17 protein-coding genes and 1 pseudogene are annotated in these 17,231 nt (G+C 53.6%); 8 read left to right on the forward strand and 10 right to left on the reverse strand.

The genetic code is table 11. The features are described from left to right. Positions 1 to 10: 10 nt before the first annotated feature. Genes fliI through fliF form a run of 4 tightly spaced genes read right to left on the reverse strand, consistent with a single transcriptional unit; the run spans position 11 to position 4,754 of the window. Positions 11 to 1,381 carry a flagellar protein export ATPase FliI gene (gene fliI / locus N7922_RS09925; RefSeq protein ID WP_263100381.1) on the reverse strand — a complete coding sequence of 457 codons (1,371 nt, stop codon included), beginning with the start codon at positions 1,379 to 1,381 and terminating at the stop codon, positions 11 to 13. Next, positions 1,381 to 2,088: a flagellar assembly protein FliH gene (gene fliH / locus N7922_RS09930; protein WP_061494291.1), complete on the reverse strand. Its 708-nt coding sequence runs from the start codon at positions 2,086 to 2,088 to the stop codon at positions 1,381 to 1,383. Before fliH ends, fliI begins: the two co-directional genes overlap by 1 nt. After that, complete coding sequence (fliG, locus tag N7922_RS09935; RefSeq protein WP_061494292.1) at positions 2,081 to 3,079, reverse strand: flagellar motor switch protein FliG; 999 nt, start codon at positions 3,077 to 3,079, stop codon at positions 2,081 to 2,083. The genes fliH and fliG overlap by 8 nt, the downstream gene beginning before the upstream one ends. Beyond that, on the reverse strand, positions 3,069 to 4,754 hold the full coding sequence (fliF, locus tag N7922_RS09940; protein ID WP_263100385.1) for a flagellar basal-body MS-ring/collar protein FliF: 1,686 nt from the start codon (positions 4,752 to 4,754) through the stop codon (positions 3,069 to 3,071). Before fliF ends, fliG begins: the two co-directional genes overlap by 11 nt. A 226-nt stretch (positions 4,755 to 4,980) precedes the next feature. Here fliF and fliE point away from each other — a divergent pair, with 226 nt between their 5' ends. Together fliE and N7922_RS09950 are read left to right on the forward strand one after the other, a co-directional pair. Continuing rightward, entirely contained in the window at positions 4,981 to 5,292 is a 312-nt protein-coding gene (fliE, locus tag N7922_RS09945; protein ID WP_061494294.1) for a flagellar hook-basal body complex protein FliE, read from the forward strand. A 190-nt stretch (positions 5,293 to 5,482) separates the two neighbouring features. Continuing rightward, entirely contained in the window at positions 5,483 to 5,611 is a 129-nt protein-coding gene (locus N7922_RS09950; protein WP_263100386.1) for a hypothetical protein, read from the forward strand. 57 nt (positions 5,612 to 5,668) lie between these two features. Here N7922_RS09950 and yedF read toward each other — a convergent pair whose 3' ends face one another. Together yedF and yedE are read right to left on the reverse strand one after the other, a co-directional pair. After that, entirely contained in the window at positions 5,669 to 5,899 is a 231-nt protein-coding gene (gene yedF / locus N7922_RS09955) for a sulfurtransferase-like selenium metabolism protein YedF (protein WP_035890239.1), read from the reverse strand. Then, positions 5,896 to 7,101, reverse strand: coding sequence for a selenium metabolism membrane protein YedE/FdhT (gene yedE, locus N7922_RS09960; RefSeq protein WP_263100387.1), 1,206 nt, complete (start codon positions 7,099 to 7,101; stop codon positions 5,896 to 5,898). The genes yedF and yedE overlap by 4 nt, the downstream gene beginning before the upstream one ends. A gap of 195 nt (positions 7,102 to 7,296) precedes the next feature. On the opposite strand from yedE, the gene yedD reads away from it, so the two are divergent. Beyond that, entirely contained in the window at positions 7,297 to 7,707 is a 411-nt protein-coding gene (gene yedD, locus N7922_RS09965; RefSeq protein ID WP_263100388.1) for a lipoprotein YedD, read from the forward strand. Positions 7,708 to 7,744: 37 nt separating this feature from the next. Here yedD and amyA read toward each other — a convergent pair whose 3' ends face one another. The 4 genes from amyA to fliD all read right to left on the reverse strand — a co-directional run bounded on the left by amyA (position 7,745) and on the right by fliD (position 11,644). After that, a complete protein-coding gene (gene amyA / locus N7922_RS09970; protein WP_263100389.1) occupies positions 7,745 to 9,232 on the reverse strand; it encodes an alpha-amylase in 1,488 nt (495 codons plus the stop codon). A gap of 199 nt (positions 9,233 to 9,431) precedes the next feature. Continuing rightward, positions 9,432 to 9,791, reverse strand: a complete 360-nt coding sequence (fliT, locus tag N7922_RS09975; protein WP_263100390.1) for a flagella biosynthesis regulatory protein FliT — start codon at positions 9,789 to 9,791, stop codon at positions 9,432 to 9,434. After that, complete coding sequence (gene fliS / locus N7922_RS09980; RefSeq protein ID WP_263100391.1) at positions 9,791 to 10,201, reverse strand: flagellar export chaperone FliS; 411 nt, start codon at positions 10,199 to 10,201, stop codon at positions 9,791 to 9,793. The genes fliT and fliS overlap by 1 nt, the downstream gene beginning before the upstream one ends. A 21-nt stretch (positions 10,202 to 10,222) precedes the next feature. Further along, on the reverse strand, positions 10,223 to 11,644 hold the full coding sequence (gene fliD / locus N7922_RS09985; RefSeq protein ID WP_263100392.1) for a flagellar filament capping protein FliD: 1,422 nt from the start codon (positions 11,642 to 11,644) through the stop codon (positions 10,223 to 10,225). Positions 11,645 to 11,888: 244 nt separating this feature from the next. Between fliD and N7922_RS09990 the strand changes: the two genes are divergently transcribed. From N7922_RS09990 to N7922_RS25305, 5 genes and pseudogenes are all read left to right on the forward strand, one after another. Next, positions 11,889 to 12,794, forward strand: a complete 906-nt coding sequence (locus N7922_RS09990; protein WP_263100393.1) for a flagellin — start codon at positions 11,889 to 11,891, stop codon at positions 12,792 to 12,794. A gap of 195 nt (positions 12,795 to 12,989) precedes the next feature. Then, complete coding sequence (locus N7922_RS09995; protein ID WP_263100394.1) at positions 12,990 to 13,895, forward strand: flagellin; 906 nt, start codon at positions 12,990 to 12,992, stop codon at positions 13,893 to 13,895. Between the two features lie 213 nt (positions 13,896 to 14,108). Continuing rightward, positions 14,109 to 15,014 (forward strand): flagellin, encoded by a 906-nt coding sequence (locus N7922_RS10000; RefSeq protein WP_263100395.1) that lies wholly within the window; start codon positions 14,109 to 14,111, stop codon positions 15,012 to 15,014. Between the two features lie 201 nt (positions 15,015 to 15,215). After that, positions 15,216 to 16,121 (forward strand): flagellin, encoded by a 906-nt coding sequence (locus N7922_RS10005; RefSeq protein ID WP_263100396.1) that lies wholly within the window; start codon positions 15,216 to 15,218, stop codon positions 16,119 to 16,121. A 935-nt stretch (positions 16,122 to 17,056) separates the two neighbouring features. Further along, positions 17,057 to 17,104, forward strand: a pseudogene (locus N7922_RS25305) (hypothetical protein); the annotation flags it as partial. Positions 17,105 to 17,231 lie beyond the last annotated feature (127 nt).

Here is a 17,231-nt window from a genome sequence, read left to right on the forward strand (position 1 = left end):
CTCCACTACATTATGCTGTCGGGAAGATCAGCTCTAATGCCTGCATCGAATCTTCCCACCCGGCACGCTCGAAAATGCCTTGTTGCAAGAAAGCTTCAAGTTGCGGCCACAATGCGATGGCTTTGTCCAGCATAGGGTCGCTACCTCGCGCATACGCGCCAACGCTAACCAGATCGCGGTTACGCTGGAAACTCGACAGCAACTGTTTGAAATTACGAACTCTTGCGTAATGTTTTTCAGTAATCAACGCTGTCATCGCACGACTGATAGACGCTTCGATATCGATTGCCGGGTAGTGGCCTGCTTCCGCCAGACGGCGTGACAAAACGATATGTCCATCAAGGATCGCGCGCGCTGAGTCAGCAATAGGATCCTGTTGGTCATCCCCTTCTGTAAGAACAGTATAGAACGCGGTGATGGAACCCCCACCGTGAATACCGTTGCCTGCACGTTCCACCAGCGCCGGTAATTTGGCGAAGACAGACGGTGGGTAACCTTTGGTTGCTGGCGGTTCGCCGATAGCCAGTGCGATTTCACGCTGCGCCATGGCATAACGCGTCAGGGAATCCATAATCAGCAGCACATGCTGACCGCGGTCGCGGAAATCTTCAGCAATGCGCGTAGCGTACGCAGCGCCCTGCATACGCAACAGAGGAGAAACATCCGCTGGCGCGGCGATAACCACCGACCGGGCGCGACCTTCTGCGCCCAGGATGTTCTCAATAAAATCTTTTACTTCACGGCCACGCTCGCCAATTAACCCGACGACAATCACATCCGCCTGGGTATAACGGGCCATCATGCCTAACAATACGCTCTTACCAACGCCGGAACCGGCGAACAGGCCCATACGCTGACCGCGCCCTACGGTTAACAGCGCATTGATGGCGCGTACCCCGGTATCCAGCACGTGTTCAATGGCGGTACGTTGCAGCGGGTTAAACGGCTGCGTGATCAGCGCTCCGGTTTCGCCGGTATCCGGCGACGGCAATCCGTCCAGCGGTTTTCCGCCGCCATCCAGAACGCGACCGAGCAGGGCAGGGCCGAGCGGCAACTGTTTGCCACTGTGTAAATTGTCGCCCATCACGCTACGTGCATAGACGCGCGCGCCAGGCAAAATACCTTCCACTTCTTCAAGCGGCATCAGGAACAGGCGTTGACCATTGAAGCCAACCACTTCGCTTTCGACTTCGCGCATCTCCTGACCATCCTGACGCTCGATGATACAGGTCGCCCCCAGCGGCAATTGCAGCCCGGTGGCTTCGAGCACCAGACCGGTCGCACGGGTCAGGCGACCATAACGGCGCACAGACGGCAGTTGCGCCATCTTCACTTCAAAGTTATCCAGCGTGGTCAGCCAGCGGGTCAAACGCGCGGTCATCAAACAACTCCTGGCGCCGCCAGACGGCACAGTTCCTGCCAGCGTGTCGCCACGCTGGCGTCGAGATCGCCTTCATCGGCGGAGACTTTGCAACCGCCCGGATGCAGGGTCGGATCGCCGCGCAGACGCCAGCCGTGCAGGCTAAGCGTCGCGCCGAGCATCTCTTCAACGCGCTGCAAATCATCCGGATGAACACGCAGTTGCGGCTTGCCGCTAAACAGCGGTTCTTGCTGCAATAACAGTTGGATCTGTTTAATCAGCGCACTGTTATCCACAATCGGCACCTGGCCGAGCACCTGGCGTGCGGCTTCCAGCGCCATCTGCATCAGACGGGAAGCGATAACGCTGTCCAGCGCATCCAGCGTGTACTGAAACTCGCTGACCAGCTGCTGCATACGCGCATGCAACGGGGCTTGTTGCTGGCGGGCCTGATTCAGACCCTGCTCTTGTCCCTGTGCCAGACCTTCCTGATAGCCGACGTCATAACCCGCTTTGCGGCCTTCCGCCAGACCGGCGTTATAGCCGGCCTCGTGCGCTTGCATCTGGATCTGTGCCAGTTGCTGCTGCTGTTTCTGTTCTGCAGATAACGCGTCTTCTTCCTCATCGATCATCGGCTCGTCCTGCGTCAGCAGGGGAGCGAACTCGGCGGCGAGAGGAAGCGCCAGGTCATCCGGCTTCCAGATCTTCCACGGCATTTCATTAGACATAGGTATCCTCGCCGCTGCCAATCACCATCTCGCCGGTTTCCGCCAGACGACGAACAATAAGCAGGATGGCCTTCTGCTCGTTTTCCACCTGAGACAGACGAACCGGGCCGCGGTTGGCAAGGTCGTCGCGCAGGATATCTGCCGCACGCTGCGACATGTTGCGCAGGAATTTGTCGCGCAATGGCGGCTCGGCACCTTTGAGGGCGACCAGCAAGGATTCGGAGTCCACCTCCTGCAGAAGACGCTGGATGCTGCGGTCGTCCACGTCCACCAGGTTTTCGAACAGGAACATCTCGTCGATAATTTTCTGTGCCAGTTCGCCGTCGAACTCGCGAACCGCAGTAATAACCGCTTCTTCCTGCTGCGTTTTCATCAGGTTGATGATTTCCGCCGCCGTTCTCACGCCGCCCATTTTGCTGCGTTTGAGGTTGGTGCCGTCGAGCAGGTTGTTCAGTACTTCGGTCAGTTCAGCCAGTGCGGCAGGCTGTACGCCGCCGAAGGTGGCGATACGCAGCATAACGTCGTGACGCATACGCTCATCGAACAGCGCCAGGATATCCGCCGCCTGCGCACGTTTGAGGTGCACAAGGATGGTGGCGATAATCTGCGGATGCTCGTCGCGAATAAGATCTGCGGCGCTCTGCGGCTCCATAAAGTTGAGCGTTTCGATACCGCTGGTGGTATCGCGGGTTTCGAGAATGTCTTCCAGCAGGCTGGAAGCACGCTCTTCGCCAAGGGCTTTCACCAGCACGGTGCGCAGGTAGTCGTTGGCGTTGATGTTCAGCGCCGCGAATTGTTCCGCTTCCGTTTCGAACTCCTGCAATACATCCATCAGCTGTTTGTTGGAAATCTGACGCACGCTGGCCATCGCGGTACTCAGGTGCTGAACCTCCCGGGCGGAGAGGTGTTTAAACACCTCCGCTGCACGGTCTTCACCAATGGTCATCAGCAGGATGACGCTTTTGTCCGTTCCGGTAAGATTATTGCTCATGTTCGTTACTCATCCACTGGCGAATGACCAGCGCCACGACGCGCGGATCGTTATCTGACATTTCGCGGATACGCTGGCTCATCACCTCGGCGTTCAGACGCTGGTTAGTACGACGCTGTACCTGTTGTTCGTCTTTGCTGAGACGAACTTCCACCGACTCTTCGAGCTCTGCGCGAGCCTGAGCGGCTTCCTGAATCGCTTTCGCTTCTTCCTGACGGCGTACCAGTTGCGGACGCACCGCTTTACGCCACAGGATAAACGCGACAATCAGAACCAGCAGCCAGCGACCTGCGGACATCAGCTGATCGATAAACGCTTGCTGTTGCCAGAAGGGGAGTTGACCACCCACATCGTCTTTCGCGTTAAACGGTGAGTTGACTACGTTCAGGGTATCACCGCGTTTTTCGCTGTAACCCATCGCTTCGCGGGTCAAATCTTCAATCTGTTTCAACTGGTCGGCTGTCAGCGCGGCGGTTTTGCCATCGGCCAGCGTACGGTAGTTCACCACCACGGCCACGGACAGACGTTGCACATCGCCCACGTTCATTTTGGTGTGGCGAATTGTGCGGTCTACTTCATAGTTCGACGTTTCGTTGTGTGTCGAATTACGCGGACCGGTCGCGGTGCTGGCGGTGGATGTCGTCTGACCTTGCTGGCCTTGTTGATTCTGCTGATTGGCGGGCGGCGTAGAGATCGGCGCGGTATTGGCCGGCGCAGGCTGGTTAGACAGTGCGCCAGGGACGCCGCCAGGATTCTGACCGCCAATCTGTTCGCTGCTGTTGACCTGACGTGAACGCAGAACCGCTTGTGACGGGTCGCCGTTCGGGCTGTATTGCTCTTCGGTTTGCTCTTTGTTGGCAAAATCAAGCTGCGCGGTAACCTGCGCATGCACATTGCTGTTGCCCACGATCGGACCGAGAATCGCTTCGATGCGGCGTTGAATACGGCCTTCTACGTCAGCGGTGTATTTCAGTTGAGCATCGTTCAGATCGCGACCGGCAGTACCGGCTTGCGTCAGCAAACGACCGCTCTGGTCAACCACGGTGACGTTACCCGGCGGCAAGCCTGCGACGGCGCTGGAAACCAGGTGCACCATGGCGCTGATCTGACCGTCGTCCAGAGCACGGCCCGGTTCGAGGTTAACGGTGACGGAGGCAGACGGTGATTTCTGTTCGCGCACGAACAGCGACGGTTTTGGCATGGCCAGATGTACGCGGGCGCCTTTGACCGGACCCAGCGTTTCGATAGTACGGGCCAGTTCACCTTCCAGTGCGCGCTGGTAGTTAACCTGCTCGCTAAACTGGCTGATGCCGAATTTTTCCTGATCCAGCAGTTCGAAACCGACTGCGCCGCCTTTCGGCAGACCTTGCTGGGCGAGACGCAGACGCAACTCGTGGACTTTATCCGCCGGAACTTCAATCGCGCCACCGGCATCAGCAAACCGGTAAGGAACGTTCATTTGTGTTAACTGGGTAACAATAGCGCCGCCGTCCTGATCGGACAGGTTGCTATAAAGCGTGCGATAGTCCGGGCTTTTCGCCCACAGAACCATTGCAACGATGATGGCAACGGCTGCAGCGCCGGCCACCATTAATGGAACTTTGGGGTTCGCGCGCAAGCGGTTGATCCACTCAAGAGATTTATTCTGCGGTGCAGTTGTAGCAGTTGCACTCATTGCACACCTCGTAACTCTGGGCGGATATTGTTATTTGAGTTGAGAAACAAAACAGGCTCCCGGGTCGGCAAACTCGACAATTGTCCATTTACATGGCAATGCCATTATTTGATGAATCCGAATTTTCTATGCCCCAAATAACCTGGTTTTTTATCGCTATTTACCGCAATTATCCCATTGACAAGCTGTTAACCTTGTCGGGTATCAAACCATCCGGGGAAAAACCATGGCTATACAGGGCATTGAAAGCGTCGTCAGTCAGTTGCAGGCCACTGCGGGGATTGCGCGCAATCAGAGCGTGGAAAGCGAACCGACCATCAGTTTCGCCGGGCAGCTGCATGCCGCGCTGGATCGCATCAGCGACACGCAAAATGCAGCCCGCACGCAGGCGGAAAAGTTCACCCTCGGCGAGCCAGGCGTGGCGCTGAATGATGTGATGACCGATTTGCAAAAATCCTCTATCTCATTGCAAATGGGGATTCAGGTGCGTAATAAACTGGTTTCGGCTTACCAGGACGTGATGAACATGCAGATCTAGTCGATCAGCGTTTCACAGAGGGAGGATAATCCGCTGATTATCCTCCTTTCCTGCGCTTTCTCTCTTTACGGTGCTTATCGTCATGCGCCGCTCCCTCTCTTTGTGCATGAGCACGGATGATCACATCGGTTTTTCGCCGGGCGGATAAAGTCCGTCATCACCACTCTTGTGAAACGACGAGGAATGCCTGATGACCTTTACGCATATGCGCATCGCCAAACCGGTGACTGACCTTGAACTGACTTGCCGCATGTATTGCGACGGCATAGGGTTACAGAAAATCGCCGCCTCCAGTGAACATGACGTTTTTGCGACCTGAGGGTGAGGGCAGCCTGGGGTGTTGCGCCCCCTCCGGGTGTGGAGAGGGCGAGGCAGGTTATTTCTGGATCAGATAACGAATGGTTGGCCCATCCTGCTGAATGTCCAGCACGGTATAGCCGTGATTGCGTGCATCAAGGGGAATATTATTAATTGACTGCGGACAGTCGCTCACCACTTCCAGAATTTCACCTTTTTTCAACTGCGGCATGGCCTCCAGCGTGGCCACGGCCGGGTAGGGACAGGGTTCGCCGCTCATATCCAGACGGTAATCAGGCACGATGTTCATGCAACCTCCTTCGCAGGGGTAACCGCTTTAGCGCGGAAAAAGCGTTTTTCCCAGCCAATCACCAGCAGCAACGCTGCCAGCAGCAGCAGGTAAGTCACCAGCAGTCCGCCGAGCGGGCCGAAGGTATTGAGTAAATTGATTTTATCCCAGTGGGTTGCCAGCGCGGGTGAGATGTCATCCCAGAAGCAGGCAAGGATCGTCGAGCCTATCACGTTGCCCAGTCCGACCCACCAGTAGTGCACCTGACCTTCAACGGCGCGGTACATCCAGCCGGTTTCACAGCCACCCGCCAGCACAATGCCGAAACCGAACAGTAACCCACCGATCACGGCGTTAGGACCGGCCCACATGATTTTGGCTTCCACGCCAAGCTGCACGTAGCTGAAGATGCCGATGGCGCTGGCCGCCATGCCGAAGATAATCGCTTTGGTCATCATGGTGCGCCCGGTGATCCACATATCGCGAAACGCCGATGTAAAGCAGATTTGCGCCCGCTCAATCAGTAAACCAAAACCGACGCCGAACAGCATCGCCAGCCCAAGTTTGGGTTGGTTCATGGCGGTGAACAGTGCCCAGCCGAGCATTCCCACGAACACCAGCATGCCGAGGCGGAAGCGGCGCTGCGCCTGAGCCGGTTTTTGCGTTAACGGCGATGCGGCGGAGACTTTTTGTATTTTTATCGGAATGCGGAACAGCGGCAGCAGGGTAACGCGTGCGCCAAACCAGGAACCGATGGCCGTCGCCACCGCGAAAAACCAGGCGTGCAGTGAAAACTGCGGGATACCGGTGAAAAACGCGGCGAGGTTACAGCCCATCGCCAGGCGTGCGCCGAAACCGGCAATCATCCCGCCCACGATCGCCTGCGCAATGCGGATCCGGCTGTGTGGAAAGCGCAGCTTAACGTTATTGGCCCATAACGCAGCGGCAAAACAGCCGCCAAACATCCCGATGATCATCATGCCGTCGATACGCGTCAACGGCGTGCCGTCCAGATGGATCAGTTTGAAGTAGCCCCACGTTTCCGTGTGCACGCCTACCAGTTGCAGCAGTTGCCCGCCCCAGCGGGTAAATTCTCCGGTAACGGCCCAGAATGTGCCAGTGAGACCGAAATAGTAGGTGGAGAGAATGCCGGCGGCGATAACGGCCGGGACAGGAGACCAGAATTTAATTAAAAACCGATCCTTAAACTGTTGCCAGGACATAGTAAAAAACCTCTGAACTCAGAAGGAGTGTGGATAGTCTTGCGAAAAGAGTCGGATGATACACGGCTGCGGCAAAATCTGATGCGAAATAGCGCAAAAACCTGGAGCAGATCAAACTTGCCGACCGTGGGGAAAGGGTGGCGACGATAACGCTTTAATGCCACAATATTTTTTTATTCGCGAGCAGGGCAAAAGATGAAAAAGCGAGTGATCCTCGGTGCGGTAATGCTGCTAAGCGGCTGCATGCAGGTGGAAAATTATCAGGCGGTGGTTAAACAGCCCGCGCCTGCAGGATTGGCGGGCTACTGGCAGTCGGCGGGGCCGCAGAGCAAACTGGTCAGCCCGGAGGCGATCGCCAGTCTGATGATTACGCCCGGCGGCGATACACTGGATTGCCGCCAGTGGCAGCGAGTGATTGTCGTCCCGGGTAAATTGATGCGCAACGATGGCAAACTGTACAACGTCACGCAGAATCGAGACATCTACCGTCTTGAACACGATGGCGCGTTGCTGGACGTCGATGGCATGACGCTGAAAAAAGTGGATAAACTCACGGTGGAGTGTGAGAAGGCGCGTGCAGATGCCGGGCTGAGTCTTTCCCGCTAAGGTCACTTGCCGGGTGACGCGCTCACCCGGCACAGGCTCAGAGCACAGCCTCTATTACCCACACGCTGACGCTGCCGCCATTACAGGTAAACACCCCGGAACCGCTCTCGTCGGTCGTTACCGACTCTTCGCGGTTGCCCAGAAAGTCCCGCCAGGTTTTATTGCCATAATTCTCGCCGAGCGTAATGCTTTTTTCGCCATCATCACCGTTGGACATCACCACCACGCAGCCGGGATCGTCGTCGGTGCCGCTGCGGCTGAAGGCAATACAGTTGGGGTGATCAAACCACAATGTTTGTACCCCATGTGCAAAGCGCTGGCGGGCGAGGATCAACTGATCGAGTTGTTCGATAACCGGCATGTCGATAGCGTAATTTTCCCCATCTCCTCCAGTATCCTCGTAATGTGCGCCATACAGGTCAGGGTAGAAGACCGACGGCACGCCATTTTCCCGTAGCAGGATCAGGGCATAGGCCAGTGGTTTAAACCAGGCTTCTACCGGTGCTTCCAGCGCCTGCAACGGCTGCGTATCGTGGTTGGCGACCAGCGTCACCGCATGAAAGGGGTCCGCTTCAACCAGCGTGCCGGTAAAAATCTGGCTCATGTCATAATCGCGCCCCTGTTTCGAGGCTTCATGAAATTTCATATGCAGCGGGGCGTCAAACAGCATGGTTTTACCGTCGACCTGATCGATATACTGCTGTAGCTTTTCCACCTCATGTGACCAGTATTCCGCAACGATGAACAACGGCTTTGGCGCGACCTCCTGTACATGTTCGATCCACTCTTTGTAGAACCAGGCGGGAATATGTTTTACCGCGTCCAGGCGAAAACCATCGCACCCGGTTTGCGCCATGACCCAGCGTGCCCAGTATTTGATCTCCTCGGTCACGGCATGATTGCGAAAATCAATATTTTCACCCATCAGGTAGTCGAAGTTGCCCATTTCATCGTCCACTTGATCGTTCCAGCCATCGCCGGTGTAATCGTTGACGATCTTGAACACCCCGTCTTCGTCCGGATTTTCAATATGGTCGATACCGCTAAAGCATTTGAAATCCCAGATAAATTGCGAGTATTGCCCGGCGCGAGCTGGAAAGGTATAGCGTGTCCAGGCCTCACACTCGATGATCTCATCATCAATCTGTGTGCGATCCTGCGCATTTACCCGATTAACGCGGATAGCCTCTTTTTCATCCGCCCCCATTTTGTGGTTGACCACCACATCCAGCAGGACGGCAATATCGTTTTCTTTCAATGCATTGATGGCGGCCAGCAGTTGCGTTTTATCGCCGTATTTGGTGGCCACAGAGCCTTTTTGGTCAAACTCGCCTAAGTCAAACAGATCATAGCTGTCGTAACCCACGGAATAGCCACCGGATGCGCCTTTATACGCCGGGGGAAGCCAGACCATGTTAATGCCAATATCGTTGAAACCCGCAGCGCGTTCGCTCAGTTCAGGCCAGAGCTTACCGCCATCGGGGTAATACCAATGAAAGGTCTGTAACAGGGTGGGGTTCTTCATATTCCGTGCTCCAGAGTGCGACTCTGGAAGTATGGATGAGATTTTAAAAACAGAACGAGAAAGCGCATTTTTGCTAAACCGAGAAATGGGGGATCAGGCAAAGCAAGGGGGCGTGTCGAAAGGGGGGAGGGGTAAACGAACAAAAAAGCAAACCGGGCGGGTGAGGGATGACAAACAGATCACCCGCCGGGGATGAGAATTAAATCTCGTTAGGGAAGAGTATGTTTCCAGAGAGACGTCCATATGTCGAATGCAGGTTATGTTGTCGGGATGTCTGTCCAACCAATGTCCGTAATTCGTCCATCCGTTGGTTCAACAGGAGTTTCAGCACGACTTCATTATCCAGAATTTGCTGGAGCAGTGGTCGAATTTGCGCCTGCATCTGAGGCGCAATTTCACTGGCATCCTGGAATTGAGTCAATTGTTCTACAGCTTTGATATAGCCTATCTCGTGCTCAATGAGTTCGTCCCAACGCCCTTCCTTCGCGAGGCCAAGCATGGTACGGCTGACGACCAACAGCTGCTGATAGTGGTGGAGCAACCCGAAATTTGCTTCCATTAGTAAGTGTCCCGCGCGGATTGATTATTGGGGCCAATCTCTTTCCAGGCATCAGCGATGTTGTTCAGCAACGTTGAAACTTCATCAATGGCTGAGAGGTCATTGTGGAGGTTTGCCTGTAAAAGACGTCTTGTCATATAGTCATAAAGACTATCCAGGTTTGCGGAAAGCTCGCCACCGACTTCGTGGTCAAGCCCGGCCCGCAAGCCGTTGGTAATGATATTAATAGCCTTTGAAAGCGCCTGTCCTTTACCGGGAATATCTCCCTGCTCAATCAGGATCGCGGCCTTTTTCATGGCGCTTAACGCACCATCAAAAAGTAATACCACGAGTTGATGTGGGCTGGCACTCAGGACGGCGCTTTCCACGCCGACCTGTGCATAAGCCTGAGTTCCCGATTTCGTATACATGTCAAACCTCAACTAACTGGTTTATGCGTTCATTGCGTTAAATTGCTGAGTCAAATAGTTCCCGGTGGATGTCAGGGAAGAGACCAAAGTACTTAAGCTGGTGAACTGCGTTTTATAACGCGCCATCGTCGCCGTAATCTGCTCATTTGTGCGATCGTACTGATCGGACAGACGCTTCAGCGTCTTGTTGATGCCATCAGTTGCGTTCTGCACAGAGCCGGAAGTACCTAAAAAGTCTGCCAACAGGTTACTGGCCTGGGTTGCAAAACCAGTGGTTTTACCGTCCCCGGACAGGAAACTGATCACATCCGCCGATTTTTCGTTCAGCGCCTTGTCAAGCTTGGTGCTATCTACGGTCAGTTTACCGGAAGTATCCTGCGTAATTCCCAGTTGCGACAGTATGGAAACACTGCTGCCGGTTGCGCTCTGACTTGCGGACAATACTGAACGCAGGCGCGTCTGAATATTACGCAGTGTACCATCGCCTAATAAGTCGCCATTTGACGTGCTCTGCGCGTCGCTACCTTTATCTACCGCTGTATATTTCGTCTGGTTAGCGATAGTCGTTTGCAGCGAGTTATACGCATCAACATAAGCCTGAATGGCAGCGGTCATCGGCGCATTGTCTTTTGTTACCGACAGCGTTTCCGGGGAGCCGGCGGTTGTCAGTTTGTTCAACGTCAGCGTTACGCCTTCTGGCGCATCGGTGATCGTGTTGCTGCTACGGGTGATTTCAATCCCGTTAATCTTCAATTTCGCATCTGCAGCGGCGACCTGTTGCGTCATCGTATTGCTGGCGCTGCTGGGATTCGTTGAATCGTAACTAATGTATTGCGCCAGTTGAGCATCATCGGTGGTGATGGTCATCTTGTTTGTGGTGCCGCTATCACGTGATGTCAGCGCCAGGTAGTAGCTGCTGTCATCCGCTTTAATGACGCTTGCAGTGACGCTGCCTTGCTGTTTGTTAATCGCATCGCGAATGTCAGCAAGACTGGTTTTATCACTCGACAGCGTCACCGACAGCGGGTTGGTTTGTCCCGGCTGTGTAATGGTGATGGTGCGCGAGCTCATGCTGCTGTCACCTAAATCGGTATCTTTGCTGGCGACTTTCGGGCTCAGCAGAGACTGTGATGCCGCCAGTGAAGTCACATCGATAGAATACGTACCGGCCGCGGCGGTATTCGCCAGCGTGGCGGTAAAAGCCGTGTTGGTGCTTGATACTTTAGTCGCTGCAATACTCGACGTGTTTTTCAACGCGTTAGCAGCAGTCTGCAGCTTCGTCAGCGACGTTTGCACCACGCCCCACGCTGTCAGTTTTGCTTTATACGAAGTCTGTTGAGTAGTAATCGGTGTAAGCTTGGTCTCTTCCGCTGTTTGCAAGTTAGCGTACAGCGTATTGAGATCCAGGCTGGTGCCTGCGCCGAGCGAACTAATACTTGACATATCTTCATCCTTCCAGTTTTGGACAATCACTGAGGGGATTATCGGCAGCGACTGCGAAAAGATTAGAGGGTTTTTTTAAAAACAATGGCGGAATAAAGCCAGATAATAGCGGGCTCTTTTCCGCTTTAAAAAAGTGATGTTTTTTCCTAAAGGTTACCAGCAAGCGGTCGATAATCTGGGTGACGGTGAGAAAACCGTAGGCAGATGCCTGAATCTGATAACTTTTTTTTGAAGGAATTACATCATGGCTGTTATTAATACTAACACCCTGTCGCTGATGACTCAGAACAACCTGACCAAATCTCAGTCTTCTCTGGGAACGGCGATTGAGCGCCTGTCTTCTGGTCTGCGTATCAACAGTGCGAAAGATGACGCAGCGGGTCAGGCAATTGCTAACCGCTTTACTTCTAACATCAACGGTCTGACCGTTGCTGCGCGTAACGCGAACGACGGTATCTCTCTGGCGCAGACTGCTGAAGGCGCGCTGAGCGAAGTCAACAACAACCTGCAGCGTATCCGTGACCTGACCGTTCAGGCACAGAACAGCTCCAACTCTGCATCCGACATCGACTCCATCCAGGCTGAAGTTAACCAGCGTATGGAAGAGATCAACCGCGTGACCACCCAGACCGACTTCAACGGCATCAAAGTGCTGAACACCGGTACCGGCTCCAGCAGCTACAGCTTCCAGGTGGGCGCGAAAGACAGCGAAACCATCTCCATCAGCCTGAGCTCTTCTGACTCTTACAACCTGTACAGCGCAACGGGCAACACCTTCCAGACCACCGGTCAGTCCATCAACGGTACTGCACGTAGCACTGCTGCTGAAGGCTTTGACGTACTGAGCGGTACTGTCAGCACCGGTGGTACGGTCGATGGTAGCCCGCTGGCAGACATCGATGCGGCGATCAAAGCGGTTGATGACCAGCGCAGCCTGCTGGGTGCGTCCCAGAACCGTTTCGAGTCCACCATCACCAACCTGAACAACACCGTGAACAACCTGTCGGCAGCACGAAGCCGTATTCAGGACTCCGACTACGCGACGGAAGTGTCGAACATGTCGCGAGCGCAGATCCTGCAACAGGCTGGTTCCTCGGTACTGGCGCAGGCCAACCAGGTTCCGCAGACCATGCTGTCCCTGCTGCGTTAATTATAGATTACGTAGCGTTATCTGCGAAAAAGCGCCGCTTGTCGGCGCTTTTTTTATTTCGCAGGAAAATAAATAACCTGGAAATAATAAAAAAAACCGCTAAAGAGTTTTTTACCTGCGTCGATAACAATTATGACGGTGATGAAGCCGCTGGCGCTTACCGGAAATTACATTTATTAATAAAGGATAAATATCATGGCTGTTATTAATACTAACACCCTGTCGCTGATGACTCAGAATAACCTGACTAAATCTCAGTCTTCCCTGGGCACCGCGATTGAGCGCCTGTCTTCCGGTCTGCGTATCAACAGCGCTAAAGACGACGCAGCGGGCCAGGCAATTGCCAACCGCTTTACGTCCAACATCAACGGCCTGACCGTTGCTGCGCGTAACGCGAACGACGGTATCTCTCTGGCGCAGACTGCTGAAGGCGCGCTGAGCGAAGTCAACAACAACCTGCAGCGTATCCGTGACCTGACCGTTCAGGCGCAGAACAGCTCCAACTCTGCATCCGACATCGACTCCATCCAGGCTGAAGTTAACCAGCGTATGGAAGAGATCAACCGTGTGACCACCCAGACCGACTTCAACGGCATCAAAGTGCTGAACACCGGTACCGGCTCCAGCAGCTACAGCTTCCAGGTTGGCGCGAAAGACGGTGAAAGCATCTCCATCAGCCTGAGCAAATCTGATTCTTACAACCTGTACAACGCGACAGGCGCCACGGCGTCCACGACTGGCCAGACCATCAACGGTACGGCACGCTCTACTTCCGCTGAAGGCTTCGACGTTCTGAAAGGGACCGTTGACTCCACCGGTGGTACTGACGGTGCTCCGCTGGCAGACATCGATGCGGCGATCAAATCTGTTGACGACCAGCGCAGCCTGCTGGGTGCGTCCCAGAACCGTTTCGAGTCCACCATCACCAACCTGAACAACACCGTGAACAACCTGTCGGCAGCCCGCAGCCGTATCCAGGACTCCGACTACGCGACAGAAGTGTCGAACATGTCGCGCGCGCAGATCCTGCAACAGGCCGGTTCGTCGGTACTGGCGCAGGCCAACCAGGTTCCGCAGACCATGCTGTCCCTGCTGCGTTAATCACCGCAGAGTTTCTGATGCAAAAAGCGCCGCTTGTCGGCGCTTTTTTTTATTTTCTGCTGCGTATTTGCATTGCTTATATTTTCGACAGAATTTGTTCAAAAAATATAAAAACAACTAAAGAGTTTCCTGTCCACGTCGATAATTATTATGACGGTGATGAAGCCGCTGGCGCATACCGGAACCTACATTTATTACTGAAGGATAAATACTATGGCTGTTATTAATACTAACACCCTGTCGCTGATGACCCAGAATAACCTGACTAAATCTCAGTCTTCTCTGGGCACCGCGATTGAGCGCCTGTCTTCCGGTCTGCGTATCAACAGCGCGAAAGATGACGCAGCAGGTCAGGCAATTGCCAACCGCTTTACTTCTAACATCAACGGTCTGACCGTTGCTGCCCGTAACGCGAACGACGGTATCTCTCTGGCGCAGACCGCTGAAGGCGCGCTGAGCGAAGTCAACAACAACCTGCAGCGTATCCGTGACCTGACTGTTCAGGCACAGAACAGCTCCAACTCTGCATCCGACATCGACTCCATCCAGGCTGAAGTTAACCAGCGTATGGAAGAGATCAACCGCGTGACCACCCAGACCGACTTCAACGGCATCAAAGTGCTGAACACCGGTACCGGCTCCAGCAGCTACAGCTTCCAGGTGGGTGCGAAAGACGGTGAAAGTATCTCCATCAGCCTGAGCAAATCTGACTCTTACAACCTGTACAATGCGACCGGTGCAACGGCTGTGACGACCGGCCAGACCATCAACGGTACGGCGCGCGCCACCTCTGCTGAAGGCTTCGACGTTCTGCAGGGCACCGTTGACTCCACCGGTGGTACTGACGGCACTCCGCTGGCAGACATCGATGCGGCGATCAAAGCGGTTGATGACCAGCGCAGCCTGCTGGGTGCGTCCCAGAACCGTTTCGAGTCCACCATCACCAACCTGAACAACACCGTGAACAACCTGTCGGCCGCCCGCAGCCGTATTCAGGACTCCGACTACGCGACGGAAGTGTCGAACATGTCGCGAGCGCAGATCCTGCAACAGGCCGGTTCGTCGGTACTGGCGCAGGCCAACCAGGTTCCGCAGACTATGCTGTCCCTGCTGCGTTAATCACCGCAGAGTATCTGATGCAAAAAGCGCCGCGTGTCGGCGCTTTTTTTATATTTGCATTAGGGTGATTTTTCGACAATTTTTGCTCAAAAAATATAAAAATGCCTAAAGGGTTTGGTCGTCACGTCGATAACTATTATGACGGTGATGAAGCCGCTGGCGCATACCGGAACCTACATTTATTAATAAAGGATAACTATTATGGCTGTTATTAATACTAACACCCTGTCGCTGATGACCCAGAATAACCTGACTAAATCTCAGTCTTCTCTGGGCACCGCGATCGAGCGTCTGTCTTCCGGTCTGCGTATCAACAGTGCGAAAGATGACGCAGCAGGTCAGGCAATTGCCAACCGCTTTACGTCCAACATCAACGGTCTGACCGTTGCTGCCCGTAACGCGAATGACGGTATCTCTCTGGCGCAGACTGCTGAAGGCGCGCTGAGCGAAGTCAACAACAACCTGCAGCGCATCCGTGACCTGACCGTTCAGGCGCAGAACAGCTCCAACTCTGCATCCGACATCGACTCCATCCAGGCTGAAGTTAACCAGCGTATGGAAGAGATCAACCGTGTGACCACCCAGACCGACTTCAACGGCATCAAAGTGCTGAACACCGGTACCGGCACCAGCAGCTACAGCTTCCAGGTGGGCGCGAAAGACGGCGAAAGCATCTCCATCAGCCTGAGCTCTTCTGACTCTTACAACCTGTACAGCGCGACGGGCAATACCTTCCAGACCACCGGCCAGACCATCAACGGTACTGCACGTAGCACCGCTGCTGAAGGCTTTGACGTACTGAGCGGTACGGTGACCACCGGTGGTACGGTCGACGGCAGCCCGCTGGCAGACATTGATGCGGCGATCAAAGCGGTTGATGACCAGCGCAGCCTGCTGGGTGCGTCCCAGAACCGTTTCGAGTCCACCATCACCAACCTGAACAACACCGTGAACAACCTGTCGGCAGCCCGCAGCCGTATTCAGGACTCCGACTACGCGACGGAAGTGTCGAACATGTCGCGAGCGCAGATCCTGCAACAGGCTGGTTCCTCGGTACTGGCACAGGCCAACCAGGTTCCGCAGACCATGCTGTCCCTGCTGCGTTAATTCGCCACTCTTTAAAAAGGCATCTTCGGATGCCTTTTTTTATTTTCAGCGAGCGTTATCGGGTTACGCTGTCATTGTCTTCATAAATACGCTGGCGTTGTCATGGTATCCCTCTACTTCATTACGCTGGTCTCTTGTTTATTCCCGCCTGCTTAGTGGTCTCTGTTCTCCGTCTTTCTCATCTCTTTTTTTATTCTCAGAAAACCGCCTTTTGGTGTCCATTTTTGTGCAGCCAGCGACGATCTGTCGCATCATATTCAGTGATTTACCGTCAGGTAAACTATTCCATCCGCCAGGCCAATCCCCCATTGCTGATACGAATAATATTCTTAGGTAATCAGCCGTTTTTTCTTTTTTTTTATTAGTTTTTCTTTTAGATAAATGAGGTGCGGAAAGGGCGTACAAATAAGATGGCTAAGAATTTATATATGCCAGTGAGCCGGTAAAACCTGCTGATTTTTATGATGAAACCCAACCTGTTTATTATTTTTATATGCCGTAAGGAATTATACATAAGGGAATGATCTAAGAACGTTATAAAAAGTTGACGGGAATAGTGGTATCTGGCTCTGCTGTTGCGAAACAGGCTAAGGAGATTTGAGGTTTATTCACTGGGCTAATCTGGTAGTGTGCACTCATCAATATTTACTACGTGTTATGTAATATTTGCTTATCTACCTCATTGGATTGATTGATGAGGTCGGCCAATATGTGTGGTGAATCATTTACATCACCAGGCGTTAATTTCTGGTTATTAAATCGTACTTCAGTAGTTAATTCTGAAGAGGTCAATGCTTTCTATTTTCAGTAAAGGAAGCCTGTTTCTCTGTTTTTATTATCCAATAAAAATGCGCAAACAGACCAGATGGATTTAAAAAAGATATCGAGTGTGCAATATGAACAAGATATACCGTGTTATCTGGAACAGTACCCTGATGCAGTGGGTTGTTACCTCTGAATTAGGTCGTGGAAAAATTAAACGTGCTGCTGCCAAAGTTGGAGCCGCAGTGGTTCTTGGCGCATTGTTGTCTCCTGCTGTTGCAGCAAGCACTTGCGACCCGGCCACGTTTAACTGCCAGTTAGACAATCAATGGAGTCCGGCAAATAATA

Origin of the sequence: Kosakonia sp. ML.JS2a (assembly GCF_025642095.1) — a bacterium.
Taxonomy (GTDB): Bacteria; Pseudomonadota; Gammaproteobacteria; order Enterobacterales; family Enterobacteriaceae.

What these genes read in the sequence shown, in the direction of transcription:
- fliI (WP_263100381.1), bottom strand. Translation starts at nt 1,381, where the DNA reads ATGACCGCGCGTTTGACCCGCTGGCTGACCACGCTGGATAACTTTGAA.
- fliH (WP_061494291.1), bottom strand. Translation starts at nt 2,088, where the DNA reads ATGTCTAATGAAATGCCGTGGAAGATCTGGAAGCCGGATGACCTGGCG.
- fliG (WP_061494292.1), bottom strand. Translation starts at nt 3,079, where the DNA reads ATGAGCAATAATCTTACCGGAACGGACAAAAGCGTCATCCTGCTGATG.
- fliF (WP_263100385.1), bottom strand. Translation starts at nt 4,754, where the DNA reads ATGAGTGCAACTGCTACAACTGCACCGCAGAATAAATCTCTTGAGTGG.
- fliE (WP_061494294.1), top strand. Translation starts at nt 4,981, where the DNA reads ATGGCTATACAGGGCATTGAAAGCGTCGTCAGTCAGTTGCAGGCCACT.
- N7922_RS09950 (WP_263100386.1), top strand. Translation starts at nt 5,483, where the DNA reads ATGACCTTTACGCATATGCGCATCGCCAAACCGGTGACTGACCTTGAA.
- yedF (WP_035890239.1), bottom strand. Translation starts at nt 5,899, where the DNA reads ATGAACATCGTGCCTGATTACCGTCTGGATATGAGCGGCGAACCCTGT.
- yedE (WP_263100387.1), bottom strand. Translation starts at nt 7,101, where the DNA reads ATGTCCTGGCAACAGTTTAAGGATCGGTTTTTAATTAAATTCTGGTCT.
- yedD (WP_263100388.1), top strand. Translation starts at nt 7,297, where the DNA reads ATGAAAAAGCGAGTGATCCTCGGTGCGGTAATGCTGCTAAGCGGCTGC.
- amyA (WP_263100389.1), bottom strand. Translation starts at nt 9,232, where the DNA reads ATGAAGAACCCCACCCTGTTACAGACCTTTCATTGGTATTACCCCGAT.
- fliT (WP_263100390.1), bottom strand. Translation starts at nt 9,791, where the DNA reads ATGGAAGCAAATTTCGGGTTGCTCCACCACTATCAGCAGCTGTTGGTC.
- fliS (WP_263100391.1), bottom strand. Translation starts at nt 10,201, where the DNA reads ATGTATACGAAATCGGGAACTCAGGCTTATGCACAGGTCGGCGTGGAA.
- fliD (WP_263100392.1), bottom strand. Translation starts at nt 11,644, where the DNA reads ATGTCAAGTATTAGTTCGCTCGGCGCAGGCACCAGCCTGGATCTCAAT.
- N7922_RS09990 (WP_263100393.1), top strand. Translation starts at nt 11,889, where the DNA reads ATGGCTGTTATTAATACTAACACCCTGTCGCTGATGACTCAGAACAAC.
- N7922_RS09995 (WP_263100394.1), top strand. Translation starts at nt 12,990, where the DNA reads ATGGCTGTTATTAATACTAACACCCTGTCGCTGATGACTCAGAATAAC.
- N7922_RS10000 (WP_263100395.1), top strand. Translation starts at nt 14,109, where the DNA reads ATGGCTGTTATTAATACTAACACCCTGTCGCTGATGACCCAGAATAAC.
- N7922_RS10005 (WP_263100396.1), top strand. Translation starts at nt 15,216, where the DNA reads ATGGCTGTTATTAATACTAACACCCTGTCGCTGATGACCCAGAATAAC.